General features: G+C 51.6%; 21 protein-coding genes and 1 other annotated feature. All 21 genes read right to left on the bottom strand.

Annotated elements, in window-relative coordinates; translation table 11 throughout:
* Window positions 1-12: 12 nt before the first annotated feature.
* The 21 genes from smpB to citD all read right to left on the bottom strand — a co-directional run bounded on the left by smpB (window position 13) and on the right by citD (window position 24,691).
* A complete protein-coding gene (gene smpB / locus HW273_RS04410) occupies window positions 13-483 on the bottom strand; it encodes an SsrA-binding protein SmpB (RefSeq protein WP_179010631.1) in 471 nt (156 codons plus the stop codon).
* Window positions 480-2,639 (bottom strand): ribonuclease R, encoded by a 2,160-nt coding sequence (gene rnr / locus HW273_RS04405; RefSeq protein WP_179010630.1) that lies wholly within the window; start codon window positions 2,637-2,639, stop codon window positions 480-482. The genes smpB and rnr overlap by 4 nt, the downstream gene beginning before the upstream one ends.
* 108 nt (window positions 2,640-2,747) lie before the next feature.
* Window positions 2,748-2,975 (bottom strand): preprotein translocase subunit SecG, encoded by a 228-nt coding sequence (gene secG, locus HW273_RS04400; protein ID WP_179010629.1) that lies wholly within the window; start codon window positions 2,973-2,975, stop codon window positions 2,748-2,750.
* A gap of 183 nt (window positions 2,976-3,158) precedes the next feature.
* Window positions 3,159-4,079: an ABC transporter permease gene (locus tag HW273_RS04395; RefSeq protein ID WP_179010628.1), complete on the bottom strand. Its 921-nt coding sequence runs from the start codon at window positions 4,077-4,079 to the stop codon at window positions 3,159-3,161.
* A gap of 1 nt (window position 4,080) precedes the next feature.
* Entirely contained in the window at window positions 4,081-5,151 is a 1,071-nt protein-coding gene (locus HW273_RS04390) for an ABC transporter permease (RefSeq protein ID WP_179010627.1), read from the bottom strand.
* Complete coding sequence (locus tag HW273_RS04385; RefSeq protein WP_179010626.1) at window positions 5,138-6,682, bottom strand: ABC transporter ATP-binding protein; 1,545 nt, start codon at window positions 6,680-6,682, stop codon at window positions 5,138-5,140. Before HW273_RS04385 ends, HW273_RS04390 begins: the two co-directional genes overlap by 14 nt.
* Window positions 6,683-6,767: 85 nt before the next feature.
* Window positions 6,768-7,835, bottom strand: a complete 1,068-nt coding sequence (locus tag HW273_RS04380) for a BMP family protein (protein WP_179010625.1) — start codon at window positions 7,833-7,835, stop codon at window positions 6,768-6,770.
* 184 nt (window positions 7,836-8,019) lie between these two features.
* Window positions 8,020-8,760, bottom strand: coding sequence for a response regulator transcription factor (locus tag HW273_RS04375; RefSeq protein ID WP_179010624.1), 741 nt, complete (start codon window positions 8,758-8,760; stop codon window positions 8,020-8,022).
* Window positions 8,757-10,442, bottom strand: coding sequence for a sensor histidine kinase (locus tag HW273_RS04370; RefSeq protein ID WP_179010623.1), 1,686 nt, complete (start codon window positions 10,440-10,442; stop codon window positions 8,757-8,759). The genes HW273_RS04375 and HW273_RS04370 overlap by 4 nt, the downstream gene beginning before the upstream one ends.
* Window positions 10,443-10,445: 3 nt before the next feature.
* Window positions 10,446-11,435, bottom strand: coding sequence for a BMP family protein (locus HW273_RS04365; RefSeq protein WP_179010622.1), 990 nt, complete (start codon window positions 11,433-11,435; stop codon window positions 10,446-10,448).
* 213 nt (window positions 11,436-11,648) lie between these two features.
* The gene (pheT, locus tag HW273_RS04360) at window positions 11,649-14,075 is read right to left on the bottom strand and encodes a phenylalanine--tRNA ligase subunit beta (RefSeq protein ID WP_179010621.1); all 2,427 of its coding nucleotides are present in this window, start codon (window positions 14,073-14,075) and stop codon (window positions 11,649-11,651) included.
* A gap of 142 nt (window positions 14,076-14,217) precedes the next feature.
* A complete protein-coding gene (gene pheS, locus HW273_RS04355; protein ID WP_330604029.1) occupies window positions 14,218-15,201 on the bottom strand; it encodes a phenylalanine--tRNA ligase subunit alpha in 984 nt (327 codons plus the stop codon).
* A gap of 92 nt (window positions 15,202-15,293) precedes the next feature.
* Window positions 15,294-15,520: a binding site (T-box leader), on the bottom strand.
* A gap of 51 nt (window positions 15,521-15,571) precedes the next feature.
* Window positions 15,572-16,042 carry a Fe-S cluster assembly sulfur transfer protein SufU gene (sufU, locus tag HW273_RS04350; RefSeq protein ID WP_179010619.1) on the bottom strand — a complete coding sequence of 157 codons (471 nt, stop codon included), beginning with the start codon at window positions 16,040-16,042 and terminating at the stop codon, window positions 15,572-15,574.
* Complete coding sequence (locus HW273_RS04345; RefSeq protein ID WP_179010618.1) at window positions 16,029-17,279, bottom strand: aminotransferase class V-fold PLP-dependent enzyme; 1,251 nt, start codon at window positions 17,277-17,279, stop codon at window positions 16,029-16,031. The genes sufU and HW273_RS04345 overlap by 14 nt, the downstream gene beginning before the upstream one ends.
* A 68-nt stretch (window positions 17,280-17,347) precedes the next feature.
* Window positions 17,348-18,403 (bottom strand): SufB/SufD family protein, encoded by a 1,056-nt coding sequence (locus HW273_RS04340; protein ID WP_179010617.1) that lies wholly within the window; start codon window positions 18,401-18,403, stop codon window positions 17,348-17,350.
* Between the two features lie 16 nt (window positions 18,404-18,419).
* A complete protein-coding gene (gene sufB, locus HW273_RS04335; RefSeq protein ID WP_179010616.1) occupies window positions 18,420-19,835 on the bottom strand; it encodes a Fe-S cluster assembly protein SufB in 1,416 nt (471 codons plus the stop codon).
* Window positions 19,836-19,864: 29 nt separating this feature from the next.
* Window positions 19,865-20,602: a Fe-S cluster assembly ATPase SufC gene (sufC, locus tag HW273_RS04330; RefSeq protein ID WP_179010615.1), complete on the bottom strand. Its 738-nt coding sequence runs from the start codon at window positions 20,600-20,602 to the stop codon at window positions 19,865-19,867.
* Between the two features lie 187 nt (window positions 20,603-20,789).
* Window positions 20,790-21,716, bottom strand: coding sequence for a radical SAM protein (locus HW273_RS04325; RefSeq protein ID WP_243206743.1), 927 nt, complete (start codon window positions 21,714-21,716; stop codon window positions 20,790-20,792).
* A gap of 208 nt (window positions 21,717-21,924) precedes the next feature.
* Window positions 21,925-23,487 carry a citrate lyase subunit alpha gene (gene citF, locus HW273_RS04320; RefSeq protein ID WP_179010614.1) on the bottom strand — a complete coding sequence of 521 codons (1,563 nt, stop codon included), beginning with the start codon at window positions 23,485-23,487 and terminating at the stop codon, window positions 21,925-21,927.
* A gap of 2 nt (window positions 23,488-23,489) precedes the next feature.
* Window positions 23,490-24,395, bottom strand: a complete 906-nt coding sequence (locus HW273_RS04315) for an aldolase/citrate lyase family protein (RefSeq protein ID WP_179010613.1) — start codon at window positions 24,393-24,395, stop codon at window positions 23,490-23,492.
* Window positions 24,392-24,691, bottom strand: coding sequence for a citrate lyase acyl carrier protein (gene citD / locus HW273_RS04310; RefSeq protein WP_179010612.1), 300 nt, complete (start codon window positions 24,689-24,691; stop codon window positions 24,392-24,394). Before citD ends, HW273_RS04315 begins: the two co-directional genes overlap by 4 nt.
* Window positions 24,692-24,871: the final 180 nt, after the last annotated feature.

Genomic DNA, 24,871 nt, shown 5'->3' with positions numbered 1-24,871 from the left:
TTTCACCCCCTGTCAGAGCCGGATGTTCGCTCTCTTAAATTCCCTTTCCAGCGCTCTTCTCTGTTCCTTTTTTTTCAGAGCTTCCCGCTTATCGTAGTTCTTCTTGCCCCGGCATAGTCCGATTTCTACTTTAACCCGGCTATTTTTGAAGTAAACGCGCAGCGGCACCAGCGTATACCCCTGCTGCTGCAGCACTCCCGCGATCTTCTGTATCTCCGTCCGATGCAGGAGCAGCTTTCGATCCCGGAGAGGATCACGGTTGAAGATATTTCCCTTTTCATAAGGATTGATGTGCATTCCGTAAACGAAGACCTGTCCGTCCCGCACCTGACAGAATGCTTCCTTGATCGAGCACTGCCCCATGCGGAGAGACTTCACCTCCGTCCCAACCAGCTCGATACCGCACTCATAGCTTTCCTCCACGAAATAATCATGGTATGCCTTTTTATTGTTCGCGATCAGCTTGGTTCCTGTTTCGTTCATTTCTCCTCCTTCGGCAGCAGCCGGAAGTCTATCGTACGGCTCAGTCTGTCCACATTCGTCACGACGACGCGTACCCTGTCCCCGAGACGGTAGCGCCTCCCGCTCCGCTCTCCGACAAGCTCGAGCGTTTCCTCCCGGAATAAATAGTAATCCCCGTCCATCTCCCGGACAGGCACCATTCCCTCCACGGTATTCGGAAGCCCCACATAGATACCGTGCGCCGTTACGCCGGAAATCACTCCGTCGTATTCTCTGCCGAGGCGGGATGACATATACTGGCACTTCTTCAGCTTCTCTACCTCGCGTTCCGCCTCCTCCGCGCGGCGCTCCAGCATGGAGCTGCGATCCGCCACTGCCGGAAGCAGCCTCTCATAATGTGCGATTCGCTTCGGGCGCAGTCCTCCCCGCAGTGCCTCCTTGATGATCCGGTGAATCTGCAGATCCGGGTAACGCCGGATCGGAGAGGTGAAGTGAGTATAATAGCGTGCCGCGAGTCCGAAATGCCCGATACACTCTGTCGCATAACGCGCCTTCTTCATGGAGCGAAGCGTCATTGCCTTCAGCACTGCCTCCTCCGGCTCCCCTCTTATCTCTAAGAGCAGTTTCTGAAGCTCTCTCGGGTGGATCTGCTCCGAATTCCGGATACGGAGGACATGCCCGAAGCCGCCGACCGCATGAGCGAGCGCCTGCAGCCTCTCCCGCTCCGGCTTCTCATGGACGCGGTAAAGGAAAGGAAGCTGCTGCCAGAAAAAGTCCTCCGCGACCGTCTCATTCGCCGCCAGCATGAAGTCCTCGATCATCTCGTGCGCTTCATTCCGCTCGTACGGGAAAATATCCTGCACCTGTCCCTTCTCATCCAGAAGGAACCTCGTCTCCGGGAAAGCAAAGTCTATGCCGCCCCTTTCGCGCCGCCGTCCGCGAAGCAGCCGGGACAGCGAATCCATCCTTTGCAGCAGCGTCCGGTACGGAAGATAGTCCGTAAAACGCTCCCCATTCGAGCATTCCTCACCCGTGATAAGCGCGTGTACGCCATGATAGCTCAGTCTCTTGTCTGAACGGATCACGGATTCACATATCTCATGGGAAAGGATACTTCCCTTTCCGTCGATCTCCATCACACAGCTCAGCGCCAGCCGATCCTCTCCCTCGTTCAACGAGCAGATCCCATTGGACAACGCACGCGGCAGCATCGGAATCACCCGATCCACGAGATAGACGGAGGTTCCCCGATTCAGTGCCTCCTGATCGAGCAGCCCATGCTCCGCCACATAATGCGAGACATCCGCGATATGCACATAGAGCGTATAAATCTGCCGCGTCTCATCATATTGCAGGGAAACAGCATCATCCAGATCCTTCGCATCCTCCCCGTCAATCGTCACCGTCGGAAGTGCCCGGAAATCATGCCGTGCACGCCGCGCGATCTCCTCCTCCGGAACCGTCTCCGGCACCGCTGCCGCAGCCTCCATGATATCTCTCGGGAAACGCTCCGGAATCCCGCTGTCACGGATGATGGAGAGAATATCCACCCCCGGATCGGAAACATGCCCGAGGATCTCCGTGATCTCCCCCTCCGGATTACTCCTCCCATCTCCATAGCTCGTGATCTCTGCCACGACCTTGTGTCCGCTCACGGCGTGCAGATCTCTTCCCTGCGAAATGTGGATGTTTCGCAATATTTTCTGATTATCCGGCAGCACGAAGCCGCCGGTTTTGTTTTTTCGGTAAGTACCGACCAGCGTCCGGTTTGCATGGGTGAGAATCTGTGTGATCTGCCCCTCCGCCGTGCCGCTCTCCTCCTCTCGGATAAGGAGAACCCGCACGATGTCCCCGTCCATCGCCTGATGCACCTGCTCCGCCGGAATAAATACGTCCCGTTCTCTCCCTTCAATCGTTACGAAGCCGAAGCCGCGCGGATTAGCATGAAAAACCCCCTCTTGCGTGAGATTCTCCCGCCTGCCGTACCTCCCCCCGACAGAGAGTCCGATCCTGTCCTCCGAAACCAGCCGCTCCAGCACCTCCTGAAAGTCCCGCCGCTCCTGCTTCGGAATACCCATCAGCGCCGCCATATCCTTCGCCCGCATTGGTCGATAAATCGGATCTCGTACCAGCTCTGCGATCCGCTTCGCGAGCCTTTCCTTCTGAAATTCCTGCATAATTCTCCCTCGTAGAGGCCGCGGTCAGACCGGACAGCTCCGCCAAAATAAAACGAAAGCCTGCATACATTATTGTATGCAGGCGCAAAAAGTAAGCTTCAATTGCAATTACCAGATAATATCGAGAATCAGTGCAATCGCAAAGAACGCCACTGCGGCAAACTTCGTAAACTTCTCGAGATTACCCTCAATGGAACGCCCCTTATTCTTCGACCAGTAGGTATCCGCCATGCCGGAAATCGCGCCGAGCCCCTGATTCTTCCCCTCCTGCATAAGGATAATGGCGGAAAGCGCAACGCCTAATATCACAAATATGATGACAAGTGCGATTTTCATTTATCTTTTTCCCTCTTCTATGATCCACAGCCATAACCTTAGTGACTATACCACATCTGCCGTGCCGATGCAAGAGATTCTGCAAAGCCGGACTGCAAATGAAAAACCTGCACTAATACTAATATCGGAATCAGCCTTTCTCCGCAAGATATCGAAGTCTTACCGGCTCGAAAATCCCTGAATTTAATTCTCCTTTATATATTTCACCCCCAACTTATTCGGAACTTTGAGCTGCTTCCGGCATACCGTCAGTATGATTACCAGCATATACGGCAGTGCGCTGAATAATTCACTGGGAATAACACTCATCCCCAGCGCCTTTACATACACTCCGATGGCTTCCGATATGCCGAATACGATACCGAACAGCAGCGCTCCCACCGGATTCCAGTTCCCTAAAAAGCAGATCCCGAATGCAATCCAGCCGCGTCCGCTTATAATTTCAGACGTGTACATCCCCACATTACACAGAGAGTAATACGCACCTGAGATCCCCCCTAAACACCCCGCTACGGCAACCGCCCCAAATCTCGCCATTCTCACATTGATTCCCGCCGCATCAACTGCCTCGGGATTTTCTCCACAGGATCTGAGCGTAAGCCCAAGCGAGGTTTTAAACACCACAAAAAATATGATCGGAACCATTATATATGTAATATAGGTGATTAAATTCTGAGAAAATATGATATCTCCCAGTAATGGTAATTTGCTGAGGACAGGTATTTCTATAAGCGGAAGCACTTCAACCTTCAGCGGCGTAGTTTGAATGCCGAATATAACCCGATAGAAAAAGGTACAAAATCCCGTTATAAGTATGGAAATTGCTGTTCCCATTACGATCTGATGCTGATTCATATATATCGTCGTCAGACCATATAGAAGCGCAACCATCAGCCCGCACAGCATAGCCAGCAGAAATCCGCCCCAGATGCTTCCGCTGATATATGCGCCGATAAATCCTCCCCATGCGCCGATCAGGAATATACCCTCTACGGCAGTAACCATCATGCCGGTTCTTTCCGCAATAACCTCCCCCAACGCGCCGAGTACCAAAGGAGTGCTCATAAAGAATGCTCTCGCCAGTAAATTTATCAGGTTATTCATACTATGCCTCCTCCATCGCTATCTTCTGTTTTTTCAGTCTGTTCAGCTCAGCCTTTCTTCTAAAGTAAAAGGACATCAGTACAAAAAGCATTACAAAGCCCTGCAGTAAATCAATAACGCTTGCCGGCGCATCCGATGCATGCCCCAGTGCTGTACCCCCTACCTGCAGAAGACCAAACAAAAACGCTGCCGGTATCACTGCAAGCGGATTGGCATTCGCAAGAATGGCGATACCTATGCCATATGAACCGATCTGTGTATCAAAACCCGTCAGCAGCATATGCTGCATCCCATTCACCTCTACCAGCCCCGCAAGCCCCGCGATTGCTCCGCTTACCGCAAAGGCAATCATATATTGCCTCTGCGGATTTATACCGGACATCCTGGCTGCGTCCTGGTTCATACCTGTAACACGAACTCTGTACCCCAGAGAAGTTCTGTACAGCACATACCACACGAAAACAGCTGTCAGCAAGGCTATTACGATTCCCAAGGATACTGAGGTGCCGGGTATTATTTTCGGCAGCCAGACGCTTTTATCAAGATAATCCGTTTTCAGGTATTCATGCTTCGATTCCTGCAAAAGCGTTCGAAGCAAAAGCTGCATCACATATTGAATCACATAGGTCGACATCATGCTTATCAGAAACTCATTGGCATTAAACTTTGCCTTTAGAAAGCCTATGACGAATCCTATTATAGCGCCGCCCATCATAGCGGCTGCCATAGCCAGTACAATGACCACAGCACCCGGCAATCTGCCGCCAAGTAATAAAGAAACGGCAGCCGCGCATATACACCCTGTATAAAACTGTCCCTGCGCGCCGATATTATATAGATTCGCCTTATATGTAAAGGCAAATGCAAGGCCTGTTAATATAAGCGGAGCTGTTTTTATGAGTATATTTCCCATGTTAAAGGTACTGGAAAACGTCTCGGAAAACATTACAAATACCGCAAAAAACGGATTTACTCCCAGAAGCGGCAGAAAGCTGAAGCTGACAATCAGTCCGAGTATGATCGCGAGGACTGTCCAAAGCAAAAGCTCCGAAAGGATTTTATTCTTTTTCATTTTTCACCTCCTTCAGCTCATACCCTGCCATAAGAAGTCCTATTTGATCTGTGGATATTTCTCCATTTTTATAAATCCCCATTATCCTACCCTTATACAAAACAGCTATCCTATCGGAAAGGGCAAATATCTCCGATAGTTCGGTTGAAACCAGCAGAATGCACTTCCCCTGCGCTTTTTCTTTCAGTATTGTTTTATGAACATAATTTATCGCTCCCAGATCCAAACCTCTGGTCGGCTGATCGAATATAAGCAGATTTTCCCCCATGTCAACTTCTCTTGCCACTACCACTTTTTGCTGATTTCCGCCGGAAAGACTCCCTATTGTCACGCTGTGATCCGGTGCTTTCACTTTATAATCCCGAATGATCCTCTCCGTGTCATTGTCTACCGACTTCCAATCAATAATCCCATGTTCTACCCATCTTTTAAGATAGCTTGCTTTCAAAAGAATGTTTTCCGACAGAGACATATCCGCAACCATGCCATACCTGTATCTGTCAGATGCCAAATAGCCGATTCCTTTCTCTATTCTTTCATTTATAGATAGATGCGTAATCTCATTTCCATCAAGGACGATCTTCCCCGATGTGATAGTTCTCGCCCCATATATTGCTTCGCAAAGCTCCTGCTGACCATTTCCTGATACGCCGGCAAAGCCCAGCACCTCCCCCTCTCGTATATCAAACGTAATATCCGTCAATACCGGAACTTCATTCCGAGGCATGATGCTCAGATGTTCCACAGACAGCCTTTTCTTTTTCTTATCATAGTCTATTCCTTCGACTGCTTTTAATGTCTCCAAATCATGACCTATCATCATATTCACAAGCTCTGTTTCTTTAATTCCTGAAATTTCATCTTCATTAACCAGCCCGCTGAGCCTTCCATTCCTAAGGACAATGATGCGGTCAGATACTTCCATGACCTCCTTCATCTTATGCGTGATAAATACGACAGAATTTCCCTTTTCTACATAATCTCTGACAAACAGCATAAGAATTTCCGCTTCCTGCGGCGTAAGCACAGCCGTAGGCTCATCCATAATAAGAATTTTCGCGTTTAAATACAGCGCTTTTAATATCTCAACCTTCTGCTGCGCTCCTACTGTAAGGTTTTTCACATACTCTCCCGCAGGAACGTCGAAATGATACTTATCCGCAAGAGCCTGTATTTCTCTTTCCTTTGCTTTGTAGTCTATCTTTCCCTTACAATTCCCCAGAATAATATTTTCTGTAACCGTATGCGCCGGAACCAATGAAAAATGCTGCTGGATCATAGAAATCCCACAGCCGATCGCCTCTTTGGGGGAATTGATGTCTCTCTTCTCGCCATTGATATATATTTCTCCCGATGTAGCATGGTACAGTCCATAAAGGATCTTCATTATTGTACTCTTTCCTGCACCATTTTCTCCCAAAAGAGCTACTACCTCTCCCTCCTTAATCTCCATAGATACATCATCATTGGCAAGCACCTTGGCAAATCGTTTCGTTATATGCTTTAATTCTACTAATGTTTTTTTCTTCATCTAAAGTTTCCCCCAGATATTTATATAAAAAGGCAGCGTCGGTAAACACTGCCTTCTTTTGACTTGGCGTCTTTATCCAGTATCCTTATTCCGAAAAATACTGCTTTAGATCAATTGTACCGTTTGAGATATCCGCTGTGGCTTTCTCTACTGCCGTCTTGCATTCCTCAGAGCATCGATCGGTAAGGATCGTCTCGAATACGCCCTCCTTCACGCCTACCTCCTGTGCACCCTTCAGCTCGCCGCTTTTAATCCCCTTTATAATCCACGGATATACATTTGCCCAGGCCATATTCACAGAAGCAACCACGCAATCACTCTCTGTATTCTTATTTGCCGCAAATCCTACAAACTTACATTTTTTCTCTGCCGCAGCCTGTATAGATCCTGATGTCGCTTCATTGGAATAGCAGAAAATCGTATCAGCTCCATTATCGATCATCTGCGATGTCATTGCTTTCCCTATGGAAACATCCGTCCAGGTATTCAGGAAAGATCTATTTGCCTTGGCATCGGAAATTCCCCTTTCTTTTGCCACCTGCACAGCCGCCGCCTCATAGGTATCCAGAAGATGAACCATCGCGATATTGGACTCGCCTCCAAGCGTTGCGAAATTTCCATTCGCAGTAGAATATCCGGCAATGACTCCCGCTATATAAGAACCCTCATATTCCTTAGGAAATACCGGAACCATATTATCGGTATCGCTCTTCGTTCCGTTTATAATCGTATAAACCGTTTCCGGATATTGTGGCGCGACCGCACCGCATGCCTCATCAAACTGGCTTCCTGCCGCCATCACAAGATCATACCCTTTTTCTCCGTATTCCGTAAACGTCTGCTCAAATTCTTCAACCGGAACTGACTCAACCACTTCAATACTCGTGCCCAGTTCCTTGTCGCACTGTTTTGCTCCTGCATTATTACTTGCATTCCAGCTCTGGTCATCAATACTGCCCGGCAGTATCAGCACGATCTTCATGCCCTTATATGTATCTGTTTCTGTGCCGTTCGCCGGAGCCGCCTCGCTTACATTTCCCGTTTCACTTTGCGTCGTTGTGCTTGTACCTGCACTTCCGGTATTTCCGCATCCCGCAATCGCCGTGCCTGCCAAACATACGCTTGCACAAAAAGCCAAAAGATTTCTTCTCATAAAGTGCCCTCCTTTTCAGCACGTCAGCTTGGTTTTTTATCTGTCTCAAGTATATATGTATTGGCTTCATTTCTATATGCGAAAAATCTACTATTTTATTAAATATTTACATCTATCCGAATTGTATTTATATTTTATTGTGCACCATTTCCAGCAATTAAAGCTTATTTCGTATTTTATTTCATTATTTAGCTTTATTTTTAAATTCCAAGGGCGTCATATTGTATGCTTTTTTGAATACTGTACTGAAATAGGCGGCATCTCTGAACCCTGTCATCTGTGAAACATCGGACACCTTGTACTCCGGCATCTTCAAATAGATACAGGCCTTTTTTAATCTGAAATCAATCAGGTAGTCTGAAAAGTTTTCTTTCATATGACGCCTGAACAAATCCGATAAATAGTTCGGAGAAATATAAAGCACCTCCGCTATGCTCTTTAGTCCTATCTTTTCCGCATAATGAATTTCTATATAATCGACAGCCTTCCTCACCAAAAGATTTCCCACATCAGAGTTTACATACATGCCTGCCGGCGGCTCACTGCCGCATAACTGCGGCTCTTGCTTTCTTTCTATTTCTCTCAGCACCTCTATAAGCTCTCTGGGATTTGTAGGCTTTGTCAGATATCTGTAAACGCCATATTTTATGGCTTGCTGTGCATACTCAAAATTGCTGTATCCACTAATGATAATAATATATATTTTTTTATCTCTCTCCCTGATTTTCTCTATCAAATCCAGTCCGCTGTACTCTGGCATCTTTATATCCGTAACAATAACGTCCGGAGTTTTTTCCAGTATATCCATGAGTGCCGAGTCGGCGCCGTCATAAGCGCCCACTACATCGAATCCCATTTGTCCGTCGAGCAACATTTTAATCCCTTTTCTTATCTTAGGTTCATCATCCACTATCATGATCTTCATATTTTCTGCACCTCAAACACTGCCGGAATCGTGATCTCTACATTTGTACCTTCATTTTTTTCGGAAATGATGGTAAGTCCGTATTTCTGCCCATATATAAGTTTGATCCGCTTGATGACATTATTCAGCCCGATACCGCTCTCCCCCAAATAAATCCCCTTTATCTCTTCCTCTGTCATCCCTCTTCCGTTATCCGCTAGAGATATTCTCAGATCTTCATTTTCTACGATCGCATGTATGGCAATCTCCCCCGTCCTTGTCATCGGCTCTATTCCATGCTTGATGGCATTCTCCACAATTGGCTGCAGAATAAGCTTCGGACATTTACATTCCCTGCATTCCTCTGATATCGATATCGTATATTTTAATTTGTCCTCCATGCGGCATTTCTGTATCTTAAGGTAGTTATGTATGTATTTAATTTCCTCCTCCAGAGAAACCAGAGCATTATTTCCCGCTATTGAATATTTCATTAACTCTCCCAGATTTATGATAATATCACTTATATCCTCTTCTCCGCGGTCAAGCAGCATCCAGTTAATGGTATCCAGCGTATTATATAAAAAATGCGGATTTATCTGTGCCTGCAGAGCGCCGATCTCAGCTGTTTTTTGCGCCATCTTCTCTTCATACACTACATTTACAAGTCTATTTATCTCATCAATCATATAATTATAGGAATCTATGAGCGTACCGATTTCATCTTTTCTACGAGTATGAATTCTGATGTCAAAATTTCCCGCTCTGGTTTCTTTCATTGCATCCGAAAGCCGCTGCATCGGCTTGGTCACGGTCCACGCCAATGATACGCTGATGAGGAATCCCATAACAACCGCTGCAATTACGATGAAATATATACTTCTCTTCAATATTCTCAGCTGCGGAAATATATCATCTGCCGCAATAACTGAAAGTATTTTCCAGCCCGTTATCCCATTGTACTGTCCGCAGGCAAAATAAGAAATCCCTGCCCATTGAAATTGAAAGCTTCTCTCTCCGGCATCGTACCGTTCCTGCACAGCTTTCAGATAATCCATTTTAATACTATTATTGGAACATATCGTATTCCCCTCCTTATCTACAATAAGAGTATATTGATGTCGAAATGTACTCAGATTATTGATAAGCAGCTTTGCAAATGTTTCCGGATCAAATGCAATCGCCAGCATCCCTGATGCACTGTCGGCTGAACTGATATTTGTAAGCAGAATGATAGAGTCTCCCTCTTTTCTATTCGCCCAGATGCTTCTATTCGGCTCATTCCTCGCTCTTTCTATATAAGCAGCTATCTCATCTATGTTCGAACCGAAGCTGTCTTCCTTATATTGGTACAAGAGTTCATTGCTGTCATTTATGATATACAAATTATTTACCGCCTCAAAAGTGGATACAAGCTCTCCCAGGTATTCCAGATCTTCCATGTTTCTTTTATCAATATTCGCATCCCTCGATAAGGCATTCGACAGACTCTCAGAGTCAGCTATAAAATCAACCAGGTTATTCAAGGTTCCGATCTGCTCAGTGATGTTGATATCTATCAGATTGAGCATATTTTCCATGTCTTCTTTTTTATTTTTTATAATCAATTTCTGCACAATGCCATAGGACGCAATTCCCATAGAGATCGTTATTATTATAATTATAGAGACAACTACCACAGAGATCTTTTTCCAGAGAGACATATATCATTCCTCATTCAATCTGATTTTTCCGGACCTCAAATCACGCAGGGCGGCATTCACCGCATCCACCGTATCTTCCGATATTTGATCCGTATATGACAGGCAAAACATATCCTGATTCATTCCTATAGCATACTGCCTTTTTCCCGGCAAACGCCCCGCGGCATACTCGTCCAATACCCACGTGTACAATTTTTCAAAGTCAAAAATAACAGAAGCTATTACCACACCCGAATTTATCCTGCTTTGATCTGTCGCAAGCCCTATCATATGGGCATTTTTTCCCTTCAATGCATTGATACATCCAATACAGACTTTATTTGCGTAAACCAGTACGGTATCAGCGCCATCCTCAAGCATTTGCTCCGTGATATCATACCCAAGCTTCACATCATCCCAGCTGTTCGCATAGGCTCTCATACTATGCGCGGTATCTATGCCTCTTTCTTTTGCGAGCCTTACTGCGTTCGCTTCATATACATCGAGCATTTTTTTCATTGGCACATTGGGATAACCGCCTATTGTCGCGAATACGCCATTTTTTGTCTCTCTTCCCGCAATGATAGATGCAATATACGCAACTTCATATTCCTTAACTCGTACGGAAACCACGTTGTCTACATTCGTCACAGTGCCGTTTATAATACAGAAAAGAGTAGCTTTATATTTCGGCGCAATTGCCTCAATGGCATCATTAAATTGGGAGCCTGCGCCAATAATGATATCGTATCCGCTCATTGCATATTCAGAAAATGTCTTCTCATAATCGTTTTCTACAACATGCTCTATATACTCTATATTTACCTTTTTGCTTTCATTACACGCCCGGATCCCTTCAATATTTGACATATTCCAACTCATATCATCTCTGGAGCCGGACAGGACAACAACAATTTTTTTCATCTTCAAATCAAGCATTTTCTTTGCAGCACATCCTGCAATTAGAAGCATCGCACTAAAAATTATAAATATTCTCCATACTTTTCCTTTCATCTCCTTAATTCCCCCCTATTTTTACAGTATATCCCGGATTTATTATACCAAAAAATCATCAATACTATAAATAGTATATCATTCCTCAGGACTTTTATAGTTTATTTTCACAGTGTAAAATTGGCATGTGAAAAATTCACATAAAAAGAGACCCCGGAAAATCAGGGTCTCTTTTAGGCTTATGCAGCTTATCTCATGAGATTTCATCAGCTCTCAGCTCCGGAGCTCCACATTCATCCGCTCCAATCCATTGAGAATTTTCTTTACCACAGCGTTGATTTCCTCATCGGTCAGGGTATGATCCTTCGCACGGAGCGTCACCTTATATGCCATGGACTTATACCCCTCCGGGATATTGGTACCGGCATAGATATCGAAGAGCTCGACGCTTTCCAGCAGCTTCCCACTCCTCTGAACCAGCACATCCTCCAGCTCTCCCGCCTTCACGGAGAGCGGAACGAGCAGAGAAAAATCTCGGCTCACCGCCGGGAATTTCGGCACCGGAGTGAACTTCGTATCGTCATTCACATAAGGATAAACCGACCTCATATCCACGACAGCAAGGTAAGCGCGCGTGCCGATAGAATAGTTCTCTGCCGCCTCCGGATGTACCTCCCCGAGATAGCCGATCCGTTGTCCGTCATAGACGATGCCGGCTCTTCTGCCCGGATGCAGAAAGCTCTTTTCGCAGGCTGCGTCATAATGGAAGCGTCCTCTCAGTCCGAGACGATGCAGAATGGCTTCGACATCGCCCTTCATCGTAAAGAAGTCGCCCTCTCCGAGGAATCCCAGCGTCAGCTGCATCCGTTCATCCGGAAGCTCTGTCAGCGGAAGCGCCTTCGGGAGATAGATATTCGCCATCTCATAGAGTCTGACCGTCTTATTTCTGCGGTTGTAGTTCGTGGAGAGTGCGTTCAGCATTCCGTTGGCGGGGCTTGTACGCATCACAGAGAAGTCCTCCCCAAGCGGATTCGAGATCCGTACCTGACGGCGCTCCGGCGCGTCCTCCGGAAAAAGAAGCCTGTCGTATACCCTCGGAGACTCGAAGGAATACATATACGCCTGCGAATAGCCGAGCGCCTGCGCCATGTGCCGGACGCGTGCGTTCACCGCAAGATCCGGAGCGAGCCCGCCTGCTGCGGCGCCGCTCGGCAGAGTCAGCGGAATCATGTCATAGCCATAGAAGCGCGCCACCTCCTCAGCGACATCGCACATCCTGTGAATATCCTGCCGGAAGGTCGGCGCTGTAACGATAAGCCTGTCTCCGTCCAGCTCTGTCGTGAGCTCGACTCGCTCCAGAATCTCCTTCATTTCCTCGGCGCGAAGCGAAGTCCCGAGCAGCGAATTGATCTCCGCCGCCGTGCATGCCACAGTGACCGGCTCTCTCTTCACCGGATAGATATCGATCATGCCGCCGATCACCGTACCGCAGCGGAGCTCCTCTACAAGCTCGCAGGCGCGGTTGATCGCTCTCGATGCGAGATTCGGATCCAGCCCCTTCTCAAAGCAGCCGGAGGCATCGGTGCGGCTCCCGACCTTTCGCGCTGACAGACGGATATTGGTGCCGTCGAAGGCAGCCGCCTCGAAGACCATTGTCTTCACCTCATCCGTAATCTTCGAGTTCTCTCCTCCCATAATGCCGGCAATGCCGACTGCACCCTCTGCGTCACAGATCGTCAGGATGCTGTGATCCAGCTCCCGCTCCTGCCCGTCAAGTGTCTCGAAGCGCTCCCCGTCCTGCGCCCGCTTCACAACGATCCGCTTCCCGCGGATTCGCTCATAGTCGTAGGCGTGCATCGGCTGCCCATACTCAAGCATCACATAGTTCGTGATGTCCACAAGGTTATTGATCGGGCGAATGCCGGCAGAGGCAAGGCGGATCTGCATCCACTTCGGGGAGGGTCCCAGCCGGATATCCTTCACCATTCTCGCGGTATAACGCGGACAGAGCTCCGGCGCTTCCACCTCTGCCGAGAGGAAATCATGAATGTCCTCCTCGTTGCCGGATTCCTCCTCCCGCGGCGCGAGGAAGGGCTTTCTGAAGGTAGCTGCCGCCTCGCGCGCGATACCGATCACGCTGTAGCAGTCCACGCGGTTCGAGGTGATCTCGTATTCATGCACGGCATCATTCAGCCCGAGCAGCGTCGGCGCGTCCTGCCCCACTTCCGTCCCCTCCGGAAAAATATAGAGTCCTTCCTCCGGTGCCTCCGGATAGAATTCCCGGGAGGAGCCGAGCTCCTCGATAGAGCACATCATCCCATAGGACGGTACGCCGCGGAGCTTCCCTGCCTTGATTCGGATTCCATCCTCCGGGAGCGCGCCGCCGTCGTGTCCTCCGGCGACCTTACCTCCGTCCAGCACGACCGGCACTACATCTCCGGTCTTCATATTGCTCGCGCCGGTTACGATCTGCACCGGCTCCGACGCACCCACATCCACCTGACAGATTACCAGCTTCGTTGCATCCGGATGCGGCTCTATGGACAGGATCCTGCCAGTCACGATCTTCTCCAGATTTTTATTCAATATGGTACAGGTTTCCACCTTCGTACCGCTCAGCGTCATCCTGTCCGTAAATTCCTTCGGGCTGCAATCAAGCTCGGGGACATATTCCTTGATCCAATTTAATGAAGTATTCATTTTCTTCTCCTGTAGAATCCCTGTCTATGGGCTTTAGGGTTTGCCCTCGGTCCTGTAGACCTCGGTCAATCCTGCTTCACAGGACAACGATCTTCGATCGTCGCCATTTCGCTCCGGAATCTGCCGATGCAGATTCCTCCGCTCAAAACTGCTCCAGAAATCTGGTGTCGTTCTCATAGAGCAGTCTCATATCGTCGATCTCGTATTTCAGAAGAGCGATGCGCTCGAGTCCGACACCGAAGGCAAAGCCGCTGTACTCCTTCGGATTGATGCCGCACATCTCGAGGACATGCGGGTGCACCATGCCGCAGCCGAGAATCTCGATCCAGCCCTCTCCCTTGCAGAAGCGGCAGCCCTTGCCGCCGCACTTGAAGCAGCTTACATCCACCTCAGCGGACGGCTCCGTAAACGGAAAATGATGCGGGCGGAGCTTCGTCTTCGTCTCCGGGCCGAAAAGCTCCTTCGCGAAGGCATCCAGCGTCCCCTTGAGATCCGCAAAGGTGACATGTCTGTCGATCACGAGTCCTTCGATCTGGTGGAAGGAGGGGGAATGGGTCGCGTCCACCGCGTCGGAACGGAACACACGTCCCGGACAGATCATCCGAATCGGCAGCCTGCCCTGCTCCATGACCCTCGCCTGCACAGAGGAGGTCTGGGTTCGCAGCAGGATATTCTCTGTGATATAGAAGGTATCCTGCTCGTCCCTCGCCGGATGCCCCGCCGGGATATTGAGCTTCTCGAAATTATACTTATCGAATTCTACCTCCGGCCCCTCTACGACCTCGTAGCCCATGCCGATGAAGATTCGTTCCACCTCCTCCAGCGCCTTGGTATTCGGATGCGGATGTCCATACTGTATCCTCCTCGGAGGGAGCGTCACATCGATCGTTTCTTCCCTGAGCTTCGCCTCTCTCTGCGCGCGCTCCAGCTTCGTCCGCTGCTCGGAGAGCCGCGACTCCACTGCCTCGCGGAGCTCGTTCACGCGCTGCCCGAATGCCGGCCTCTCCTCGGCACTTAACTCCTTCATCGACTTCAGAAGCTGGGTAATCTCCCCCTTCTTTCCCAGCAGCTGCACGCGCACCTCATTCAGCACCTGTGCATCCTCTGCGTTCCGAACCAGCTCCATTGCCCTTTTTTTCAGCTCCTCCAGCCTTCCCTTATCCATTTTCTCTCCTTATGAAACAAGAAAAATCCCCACGCATACTCGTTCTGAGTATACGCAGGGACGAATCATCATCGCGGTACCACCCTGGTTCCTGCCCTTATGGGACAGACGCTCTTTTCGCTTTACGCGCTCTCTACGTTCCGAACTACTGGCTTTCGCGTTCCCTCGGACAACTCCGGTGTGAAAATTCGAGCCGGGCTTCCTCAGAACGCTCTCAGCCGACGACGTCCCTCTCTTTCAGAAAGCTCCCATTTCTACTATGCACCATCACAGTCTTTCATCGCCTGTCATCTTAGACTGAATCCGAAGAATTGTCAAGCCCCGGCCTTTCTCAATCGAACTTTCCGGAGTAACGGTCCGTCCTGCCCTCCGCGGCGTCCTTGAGGATCTCATCCATCGTACGCCAGCCCAGCACCGCGCACTTCACACGGGACGGCATATGGGAGATATCCTCCAGGATACCCGCCTCCTCCAGCTCTTCCCTCTCCTCTGCCGTCACCTTGCCGCGAATCATACGAAGAAAGATCTCTGACAGACGGAGCGCCTCCTGCTCCGCTTTTCCAATGATGAGATCGCACATCATATCCGCGCTTGCCTGCGAAATCGCGCAGCCGTCTCCGTCGAACGAAGCGTCTGTAATCACACGATTCTCATCCAGCTTCAAATAGAGGATGATATCATCCCCGCAGCTCGGATTTACTCCCTCCAGAGAGTAGCTCGCATCCTCCATGCGGAATTTGTGTCCCGGATGAATATTATGATCGGTCAGAACCTCATTGTAAAATGTACTATTCGTCGCCATAGCCCATCTCTCCTCGAATTCTCCGCAGCGCCGATACGAAGGCATGGATGTCCTCCTCCGTATTGTAGAGCCCGACGCTTGCCCGCGTCGTACTCGGCGTCCCCATATACTTCATCAACGGCTGGGCGCAGTGATGCCCGGCACGAATATCCACATCGCAGGAATCGAAGATCGCCGCTATGTCATGCGGATGCACACCGTCAACAGTGAAGGTCACGATGCCATGGTGATTCGCCGGATCGCCTGAACCTAAAATATGCACATGCGGAATCCGCTGCATTTCCTCCATCAGAAGCTTCGTCAGATGATATTCCCGCTCCTCAATCACCTCCATGCCGATGGAGCGGACATAGCGGAGCGCCTCCGCGAGCCCTGCTGCGCCGCCGGCATTCACCGTCCCCGCCTCAAACTTGTGCGGAAGCTCATTCCAGCTCGCGCCCTCTGTCGTCACATACTCGATCATCTCTCCGCCGAAAAGGAACGGCGGCATCTTCTCCAGCAGCTCTCTCTTCCCATAGAGCACACCAATCCCCATCGGTCCGTAGATCTTGTGCCCGGAAAAGGCGAGAAAATCCACATCCAGCGCCTGCACGTCCACCTGCCTGTGCGGGACGGACTGCGCGCCATCACAGACAAAGACCGCGCCATACTCATGGGCAATGCGGGAAAAGGTCTTCACATCATTTTCGCAGCCGAGCACATTGGAAATCTGTGTCATCGCGACGAGCTTCACCCGCTCATTCATATAGGAGCGGAAACACTCCTCGGAAATACTGCCGTCCTTCTCCGGGAGAATATAGCGTACTGTCGCGCCAACCGCCTTCGCTGCCTGCTGCCACGGGAGCATATTGCTGTGATGCTCCATGATCGTCGTCAGGATCTCGTCCCCTTCTTTCAGGAAATGCCGCGCGTAGCTGTAGGCAACGAGGTTTAGGCTCTCTGTGGCATTCCGTGTGAAGATAATCTCCTCCGTCGATCCCGCATTCAGAAAACGGCGAACCTCCTCACGGGCATTCTCATAGACGTCCGTTGCCGTGATCGAAAGCTTGTACAAACCGCGGAGCGGATTCGCGTTCTGCGTCCGATAGTAGTTGTTGACTGCCTGCAATACGCACTCCGGCTTCTGGGTCGTCGCCGCATTGTCCAGATAAGTGAATTTCGCGGTATGGAAGATCAGGAACTTCGACCGGATCCTCTCATCCTCTCTCACTCTCTCTTCCTTCGTAATCGTTCTCACTGTTCTCTCCCAACTCAACTGCACATTTCCTGAAAATGGATAGAAATTATTTCCTGCCGGAAACTGCTTTACTCGCTGCCGTGCAGCTCCCGGAACAGTCTCTCCCTCGTCTCTCCGTCCGGAATCTTCTGTATCACCGCGTCAACCTTCGCCCGTGCCATCATCTCATAGACCGCCTCCCGATCCATCCCGCGGGACATCAGGTAGAAGAGCAGGCCCTCGTCGAGTCTTCCGATGCTCGCTCCGTGATTGCCCTCTACGTCGTCCTCATCGCAGAGAATGACGGGAAGGGTCTGGTTCGTCACCGTCTCATCCATCAGCAGCACAGTCTCCAGCTCGTTCCCGACTGCGCCCTTCGCGCCCTTTCGGAGATCGATCGTGCCGCGGAAAAGCTTAAATGCCTCCTCCCGGAGCACGCCGTCCACCACGATCTCACATTCGGTCTTCTTCCCGATATGATTCGCAATGTAATTCATATCGAGGCGGTTCTTCCCGGAGAGCAGGTAGCCGATATCCGTCTTCAGGAAGCTCCTCCTGCCGACGAGATCCGTCCGGGAGCCCCAGTAGCAGTTCTCTCCGGATAGTGAAAGCTGGATCTGCTCAAAGCGCGCCTCCTCGCCCGCCTTCACGCCCAGGTCATTCAGAAATGTCATCGGTCCGGAAAGCCGCTGGATCTGGGCGAGCCGCAGCGACGCGTTCCTGCCGAGTCGGAGCTTGAGCTGGATCGCCGCGAAGCCCTCCGCACCCGGATCGGACTGAAAATCCAGCACGAGTGAAAGCGAAGCACCGTCCTTCAGCTCGACATAGAGAACGTCCGCCTGTCTTGCACCCGTGTGGTACTGCAGGGAGAGACGAAGCGCCTCCTCATGCGATCCCTCCGCCGTCAGCTTCGTCACACCGGACACGCTGTCCCGCATCAGGACATCCATATCATAGCCCATACCGCCCGCAATGTCTGAAAGCTCGCCGTAATCGCATCGGGCAATCGTATAGCCCGTCCCCCCTCTGAGCTCCAGCTTCCCCTCCAGGAGCTCTGCGGGCGCCGCAATCTCCGCCTCATTCATCCGGAGCCAGCTGTAGGTAGGGGACGGCAGGACGTTGATCTTCCTATTCTTTTCTTCCATCAGACTTTCCTCCTCCCTACCCGATCGCGCCCTTCATCTCGAGCCGGATCAGATTGTTCATCTCCACCGCGTACTCAAGCGGAAGCTCCTTGGAGACGTTGTCCGCGAAACCGCTGACGATCATCGCGCGGGCCTCCTCCTCCGATACGCCTCGGGACATCAGATAGAAAACGGCATCGTCGCTGATACGTCCGATCTTCGCCTCATGTCCGACATCCGCCTGCTGCGTGCGGACATCCATCGCCGGAATCGTATCCGAGCGGGAACGGTCGTCCAGCATCAGAGACTGGCAGGAAACCGCTGATTTGGCATTTTTCGCTTTCCTCGTGATCGTCACACTCGAGCGATAGGTGGACGCGCCGCCATCCTTCGAGATCGAGCGGGTATTGATATAGGAGCTGGTATCCGGCGCATTGTGCACCATTTTCGCACCGGTATCCAGATTCTGTCCATGTCCCGCGAAGGTCACGCCGGTAAACTCCGCATGCGCCCCCCTCCCATTCAGGATCGTCATCGGATAGAGGTAGGAAACGTGAGATCCGAAGGAGCCGGAAACCCACTCCATCTTGCCGCCCTCTGCGACGCGCGCGCGCTTCGTATTCAGATTGTACATATTCTTCGACCAGTTCTCGATCGTGGAATAGCGAAGCCGCGCTTCCTTCCCGACATAAAGCTCTACACAGCCTGCGTGAAGGTTCGCGACATTATACTTCGGCGCGGAGCAGCCCTCGATGAAATGCAGGTTCGCGCCCTCGTCCACGATAATCAGCGTATGCTCAAACTGTCCGGCTCCCGGCGCGTTCAGCCGGAAATACGACTGCAGCGGGATCTCCACCGTGACACCCTTCGGCACATAGACGAAAGAGCCTCCGGACCAGACCGCCCCGTGCAGCGCCGCGAACTTGTGATCCGTCGGCGGGACGAGGTGCATGAAATGCTCCTGAATCATCTCCGCATAATCCCCGTGCAATGCAGACTCGATGTCCGTATAAATCACGCCCTGCTCCGCCACAGACTCCTGAAGATTGTGATAGACCAGCTCCGAGTCGTACTGCGCACCGACGCCGGCGAGCGACGCTCTCTCCGCCTGCGGGATCCCCAGCTTCTCGAAGGTCTGCTTGATATCCTCCGGAACCTCGTCCCACTCCGCGGTCATCTTCGTGTTCGGTCTGACATAGGTCACGATGTTCTCCATTTTCAGCCCATCGATCGAAGGCCCCCACTTGGGAATCTGTAATTTATGATATATTTCGAGAGACTTCAAACGGAAGTCCCGCATCCACTGCGGGTCGCCCTTTTTCTCGGAAATCTCTGCCACGATATCGGGCGTCAAGCCCTCCTGAATGCGGTAAAACTCCGAGTCCCGCTCCTCATACCGGAAGTCATAGAGGGAACGGTCGATATCCTCCACTTCTGTTCTTTCCTTCGTCATTCTATACCTCAACTATTGTGCGCTGTCTCTTACAGGAACCGCTCGAATCCGCTCTGATTGATCTCTGCAACGAGCTCGGCGCCCCCCTCCGCCTTCACCTCTCCGTTGACCATCACATGCGTTTTATCCACCTTCAGGGACTCCAGAATCCGTGCATTGTGGGTAATGACGATCAGTGCACCGTCCATGGACTTCTGGTATTCCTCGATGCCCTTCGATACCGTGCGGACCGCATCGACATCCAGTCCGGAATCTGTCTCATCCAGAATCGCAAGACGCGGCTTCAGCATCAGAAGCTGCAGAATCTCTGCCTTCTTTTTCTCTCCGCCGGAGAAGCCGACATTGAGATCCCGATCCGCATAATCCGGAGCCATATTCAGGAGCTCCATCGCCGCCTTCATCTCCTTCTTGAAATCCCAGAGACGGATCCGCTTTCCTGTCCGCTGCTCCATCGCGGAGCGGATAAAGTTTGCGAGCGTGATTCCCGGCACCTCCAGCGGATTCTGGAAGGAAAGGAACATGCCGCGCTTCGCTCTCTTATCCGCGCTCTCCTCTGTGATATCCTCTCCCTCGAAGAGGATCTGCCCTCCGCTGATCCGGTACTGCGGATTCCCCATCAGTGCATTCCCGAGGGTAGACTTGCCCGCGCCGTTCGGTCCCATCAGCACATGCGTCTCCCCGCGGTTCACGAGGAAGCTCACATCATGGAGGATCTCCTTTTCCTCCACGAAGACATTAAGCCCCTTAACATTTAATAAATCAGTCATATATTCCTCCAAATATGATCGAGCTCTCCTGAAATTACTGTATAAGTCCCTGTCATGCAGGCAAATGCGGCGCCGGCCTGCATACACCGGCATCCTGTACTTTTGGCATTATAGCGCAGGAAAATGCTTCCCGCAAGGATTTCCTACCTTTTTTATAGGATTATCTTCAAAAGTACACGCAGAAGCCTCAGACGCCCTCCTGATTCCAGAGCGGAATGAAGCTCTCCTCCGCAGTTCCCCTCTCCTGAATGAAGGCACGCTCGATTCCGAGCGAGAGCGCATGATCAACGAGACGCGCATATTCCCTGCGGCTCACTCTGCGGCAGAGCTCCGGGTACTCCGCAAGCCGCGGGAGCGGCGTAAACTGCTGCATCAGGCTGAGATAAACCTGCTCCCCATAGCTTTCGTATACATAATCCACGACTGCTTCCGCATTCCGCACCATCCCGGGCATCAGAAGATGCCGGACAATGACGCCTCTCTGCATTTTCCCCGCTGCATCCAATATCGGCTCCGGCGCCTGCCGCAGCATCTCGCGAAGCGCCTCCTTTGCCCGCTCCGGATAGTCCGGCGCAGCGGAGTAGCGCCTCGCCTTCTCCGCATCCATGTACTTAAAGTCCATCAGATAGATATCCGCGAGTCCCGAAAGACTGCAAAGCTGCTCCGTCGTCTCGTAGCCGGAACAGTTTATGACGAAGGGGATTCGCAGCCCTCTCTCCCGCGCATCCTGCATGGCCTGCGCTATCGACGGAATATAATGGTCCGGCGTCACGAGATTTATGTTGTTCGCACCCTGTTCCTCCAGCTCGAAGAAGATTTCCGTGAGCCGCGGAATGCCGATCCGCTTTCCCCGTCCGCCGCGCGAGAGTGCATAGTTCTGGCAGAATACGCATTTCAGGCTGCATCCCGAGAAAAAGACCGCGCCGCTCCCTTCGCTGCCCGAGATACATGGCTCCTCCCAGAAATGAAGTGCTGCCCGCGCGACATAGAGCTCTGCGTCCACGCCGCAGATGCCGCTCTGTCCGTCATTTCGCGCCGCACCGCATGCCCGCGGGCAGAGTGTGCATCGCTCATACGCTGCGATCCGCTCCTCCTGCCCGTCCATCCTTTTCATGCAATCCCCTCCTTCTGCTTCTATTCGTAGAGTATAGCACATCCCTACGCCTCAGACATGAGAAAAGAGAGGAACCGGATCAATCCGGCGCCTCTCTCGTTCCTGTATTTCTGCAGCTCCGCTAATCCATTCCCAATTCGCCGAAATAGAAATAATTGCTGTGAATCTGAAATAGATTTGTAAAGCTTACCTTCTCGCCCGGGAGAAATCAATCCTTGAATGCAAAGGGCTTGATCTCACGCACGACATCCATAATGGAGCCGTCTCTCGCCTCGATGATGCCGACCACTCTCTCGCCGAACTGCACCTTCTCCGGCTCGCCGGTGATGGAGTACGCGATGTCCCGGAGCTCCTCGATGGTCTTGAACGGAAGCCCGGAGTCCTTCGTCGCCTCGATCAGATCCTGCCGCTTCGGATTGATCGCGATGCCGTAATCGGTAACTACGACATCAACGTCCTCACCCGGCGTAGTGACTGTCGTACAGTCCGTGCATACCGTCGGGATTCTGCCCTGCATGATCGGTGCGATGATGATCGTGCACTTCGCGCCCGCCGCAGTATCCGGATGTCCGCCCTGTGCACCGGTAATATAGCCGTCTGAGCCCACTACGACATTACAGTTGAAATGCGTGTCCACCTCCAGCGCCGCGAGGATCACGAAATCCAGCTTGTTGACATAGGCGCCCTTGTTGAAGGGGTTTGCATACTCGCCGGCGGTAATGTAGAAGTGCCGCGGATTCGTGGACATGTTCCGAATCGCGTCCTGATCGAAATCCTGCGTATCCACCAACGTCCTGCACAGCCCCTCATCGAGGAGATCGCACATCGGCTTCGTAATACCGCCGACACCGAAGCTCATATGAATGCCGCGCTCCCGCATTACCTTGGCGAGCGAGATCGTGGAGGCAATGGATGCACCGCCGACGCCGGTCTGGTAGGAGAAGCCCTCCTTGAAATACGGCGTATTGATGACAAAGTCCGTACAGTACTGTGCCATCATCAGCTTCCTCTGGTCTGTGGTCGGCTTCGCCGCACCGGTCGCGATCTTCGTCGGATCGCCGATCTCATCTACCTCCACCACATAGTCCACATAGGTCTGCGTGATCTGCGCCGGAAGATTCGGGAACGGAACCAGACAGTCGGTCACTGCCACCACCCGATCCGCCATCTGCGCGTCTACTGCGGAATAGGAAAGGACACCGCAGTCCGCCTTGCCGCCATTCGCCCCGAGATTGCCGTACTCATCCGCAGTCGGCGCGCCAATAAACGCGATATCAATGTGGGTCTCTCCCGTCTCAATCGCACGGACACGCGCGCCATGGGAACGCATGATCGCGAGTCCCCTGAGCTTACCCTCCGAGATCGCCTTGCCGATGCCGCCGCGGACGCCGGAGGACTGAATATTGGTGATCGTGCCGTCCTCGATGTACGGGACGATCGGGTCGTTCTGGGAGCCGAGCGAGGACGCTGCGATAGTCAGATCCCTGACGCCCATTCTGTGGCACTCCTCGAGCACCATGTTCAGCACCTTGTCCCCGTTCCGGAAATGGTGGTGGAAGGAGAGCGTCATGCCGTCCCGAATACCGCAGGCAGCAAGCGCCTCGTGAATGGAGGGCAGGAGCTTGGAGCCGCCGGAATTGATGACCGGCTTCACCTTATGTGTCGCCGTCCGGAACTCTACGCCGTCGAAATGATGTGTGCCGCGGAAAATATCTTTGCCGGTCAGTTCCAGAATCTCTTCAGGTATATCTCTTCCTACTGCATTTATCATAATTAAAGATCCCCCTTATATACTCCAGCCGCCTTTGCCATCATAATCACTCTCTTCGCGCCGTCGTAGAAGGCAATGTCGATCATCTTGCCGTCCACGGTGAATACGCCGATGCCCTTCGCCTTCTTGTCATCGATCTCCCTGATGACCTTCTCGGAAAAGATAATCTCCTTCTGGGTTGGTGTGAAGACCTCATGTACAATGTCGATCTGGCGCGGGTTGATGCAGGACTTGCCGTCGAAGCCCATCATGTGAATGGTTTCGACATCTCTGCGGAAGCCCTCCATGTCGTCCAGATTCGTCCATACCGTGTCAAAGCACTGTACGCCTGCCGCACGGGCGGCAATGATCATCTGCTGGCGTGCGCCCATCAGCTCGACGCCGGTGCCGGTGATCCGGGTCTGCAGATCCTTCGTGTAATCTCCGCCGGAAAGTGCGATACCGATCATACGGTCGGAGGACTTGCAGATCTCATAGGCGTTCATCACTCCCCTCGCCGACTCCAGCGCTGCCATTACGAGGGTAGAGCCCGGCTCTCTGTCAAACTCCTCCTCCGCTGCGACGACCTTCTCCTCGACTGCTCTCACCATATCGGCATTCTCCGTCTTCGCGATACGGATGACGTCTACGCCGCCTGCCACGCAGCAGCGGATGTCCTCCTCCCAGAGGTCGGTATCCAGTCCGTTGATCCGGACAACTCTCTCGGAGCCTCTGTAGTCAATGGAGGTCAGCGCATGATAGAGGGAGAAACGCGCCGCATCCTTTGCGGTCACCGCCACAGCATCCTCCAGATCCAGCATCAGGGAATCAATCTTGTAAATGTAGGGGTCCTTGATCAGCGACGGCTTCTGCGCGTTCAGGAACATCATGGATCTTCTCAGTCTCTTCTTATTCGGATTCTCTGTCATCGAATCACACCTCCCCACGGAAGATTGGTAAACTGCTCCACAGAACGGAATACAGCGCCCTCGACTCTCGCCTTGATCGTGCAGTCCAGCGCACCCTTGTCTACGATGGAAACTCTGGCATTCCGCACGCCGAGTCTGTCCAGTGTCTCGAGCGTCACCTTTCTGATCTGGTTCCCGAACTGATGCGCCACCACGCTGTTCAGCTCGAACTCAATCCCGTTCGTCCCCGGCTCGATCGTGACCTGGCAGTCACTGGATTCCATCGTGCCCGCTACAGCAGGTTTCTTAATTTCCATCAAAGTCCTCCTTTTCCATCCGCTTGCTTTGTTCCCGGCGAAGTCGCCCGTGCTCCCCCGCTGCCGATCTCGATTATAGTTCATTATAGCCTAAACCAGCCGAGATTCAAAGCCGTCTCTTGTAGTATTTTCATTATAGACAAAGCTCACCCTATCGTAAAATACAAATCAACTTATGGC

Source organism: Oribacterium sp. oral taxon 102, assembly GCF_013394775.1.
In the GTDB taxonomy this organism is placed as follows: domain Bacteria; phylum Bacillota; class Clostridia; order Lachnospirales; family Lachnospiraceae; genus Oribacterium.
This window is presented reverse-complemented; position numbering and strand designations above follow the sequence as displayed.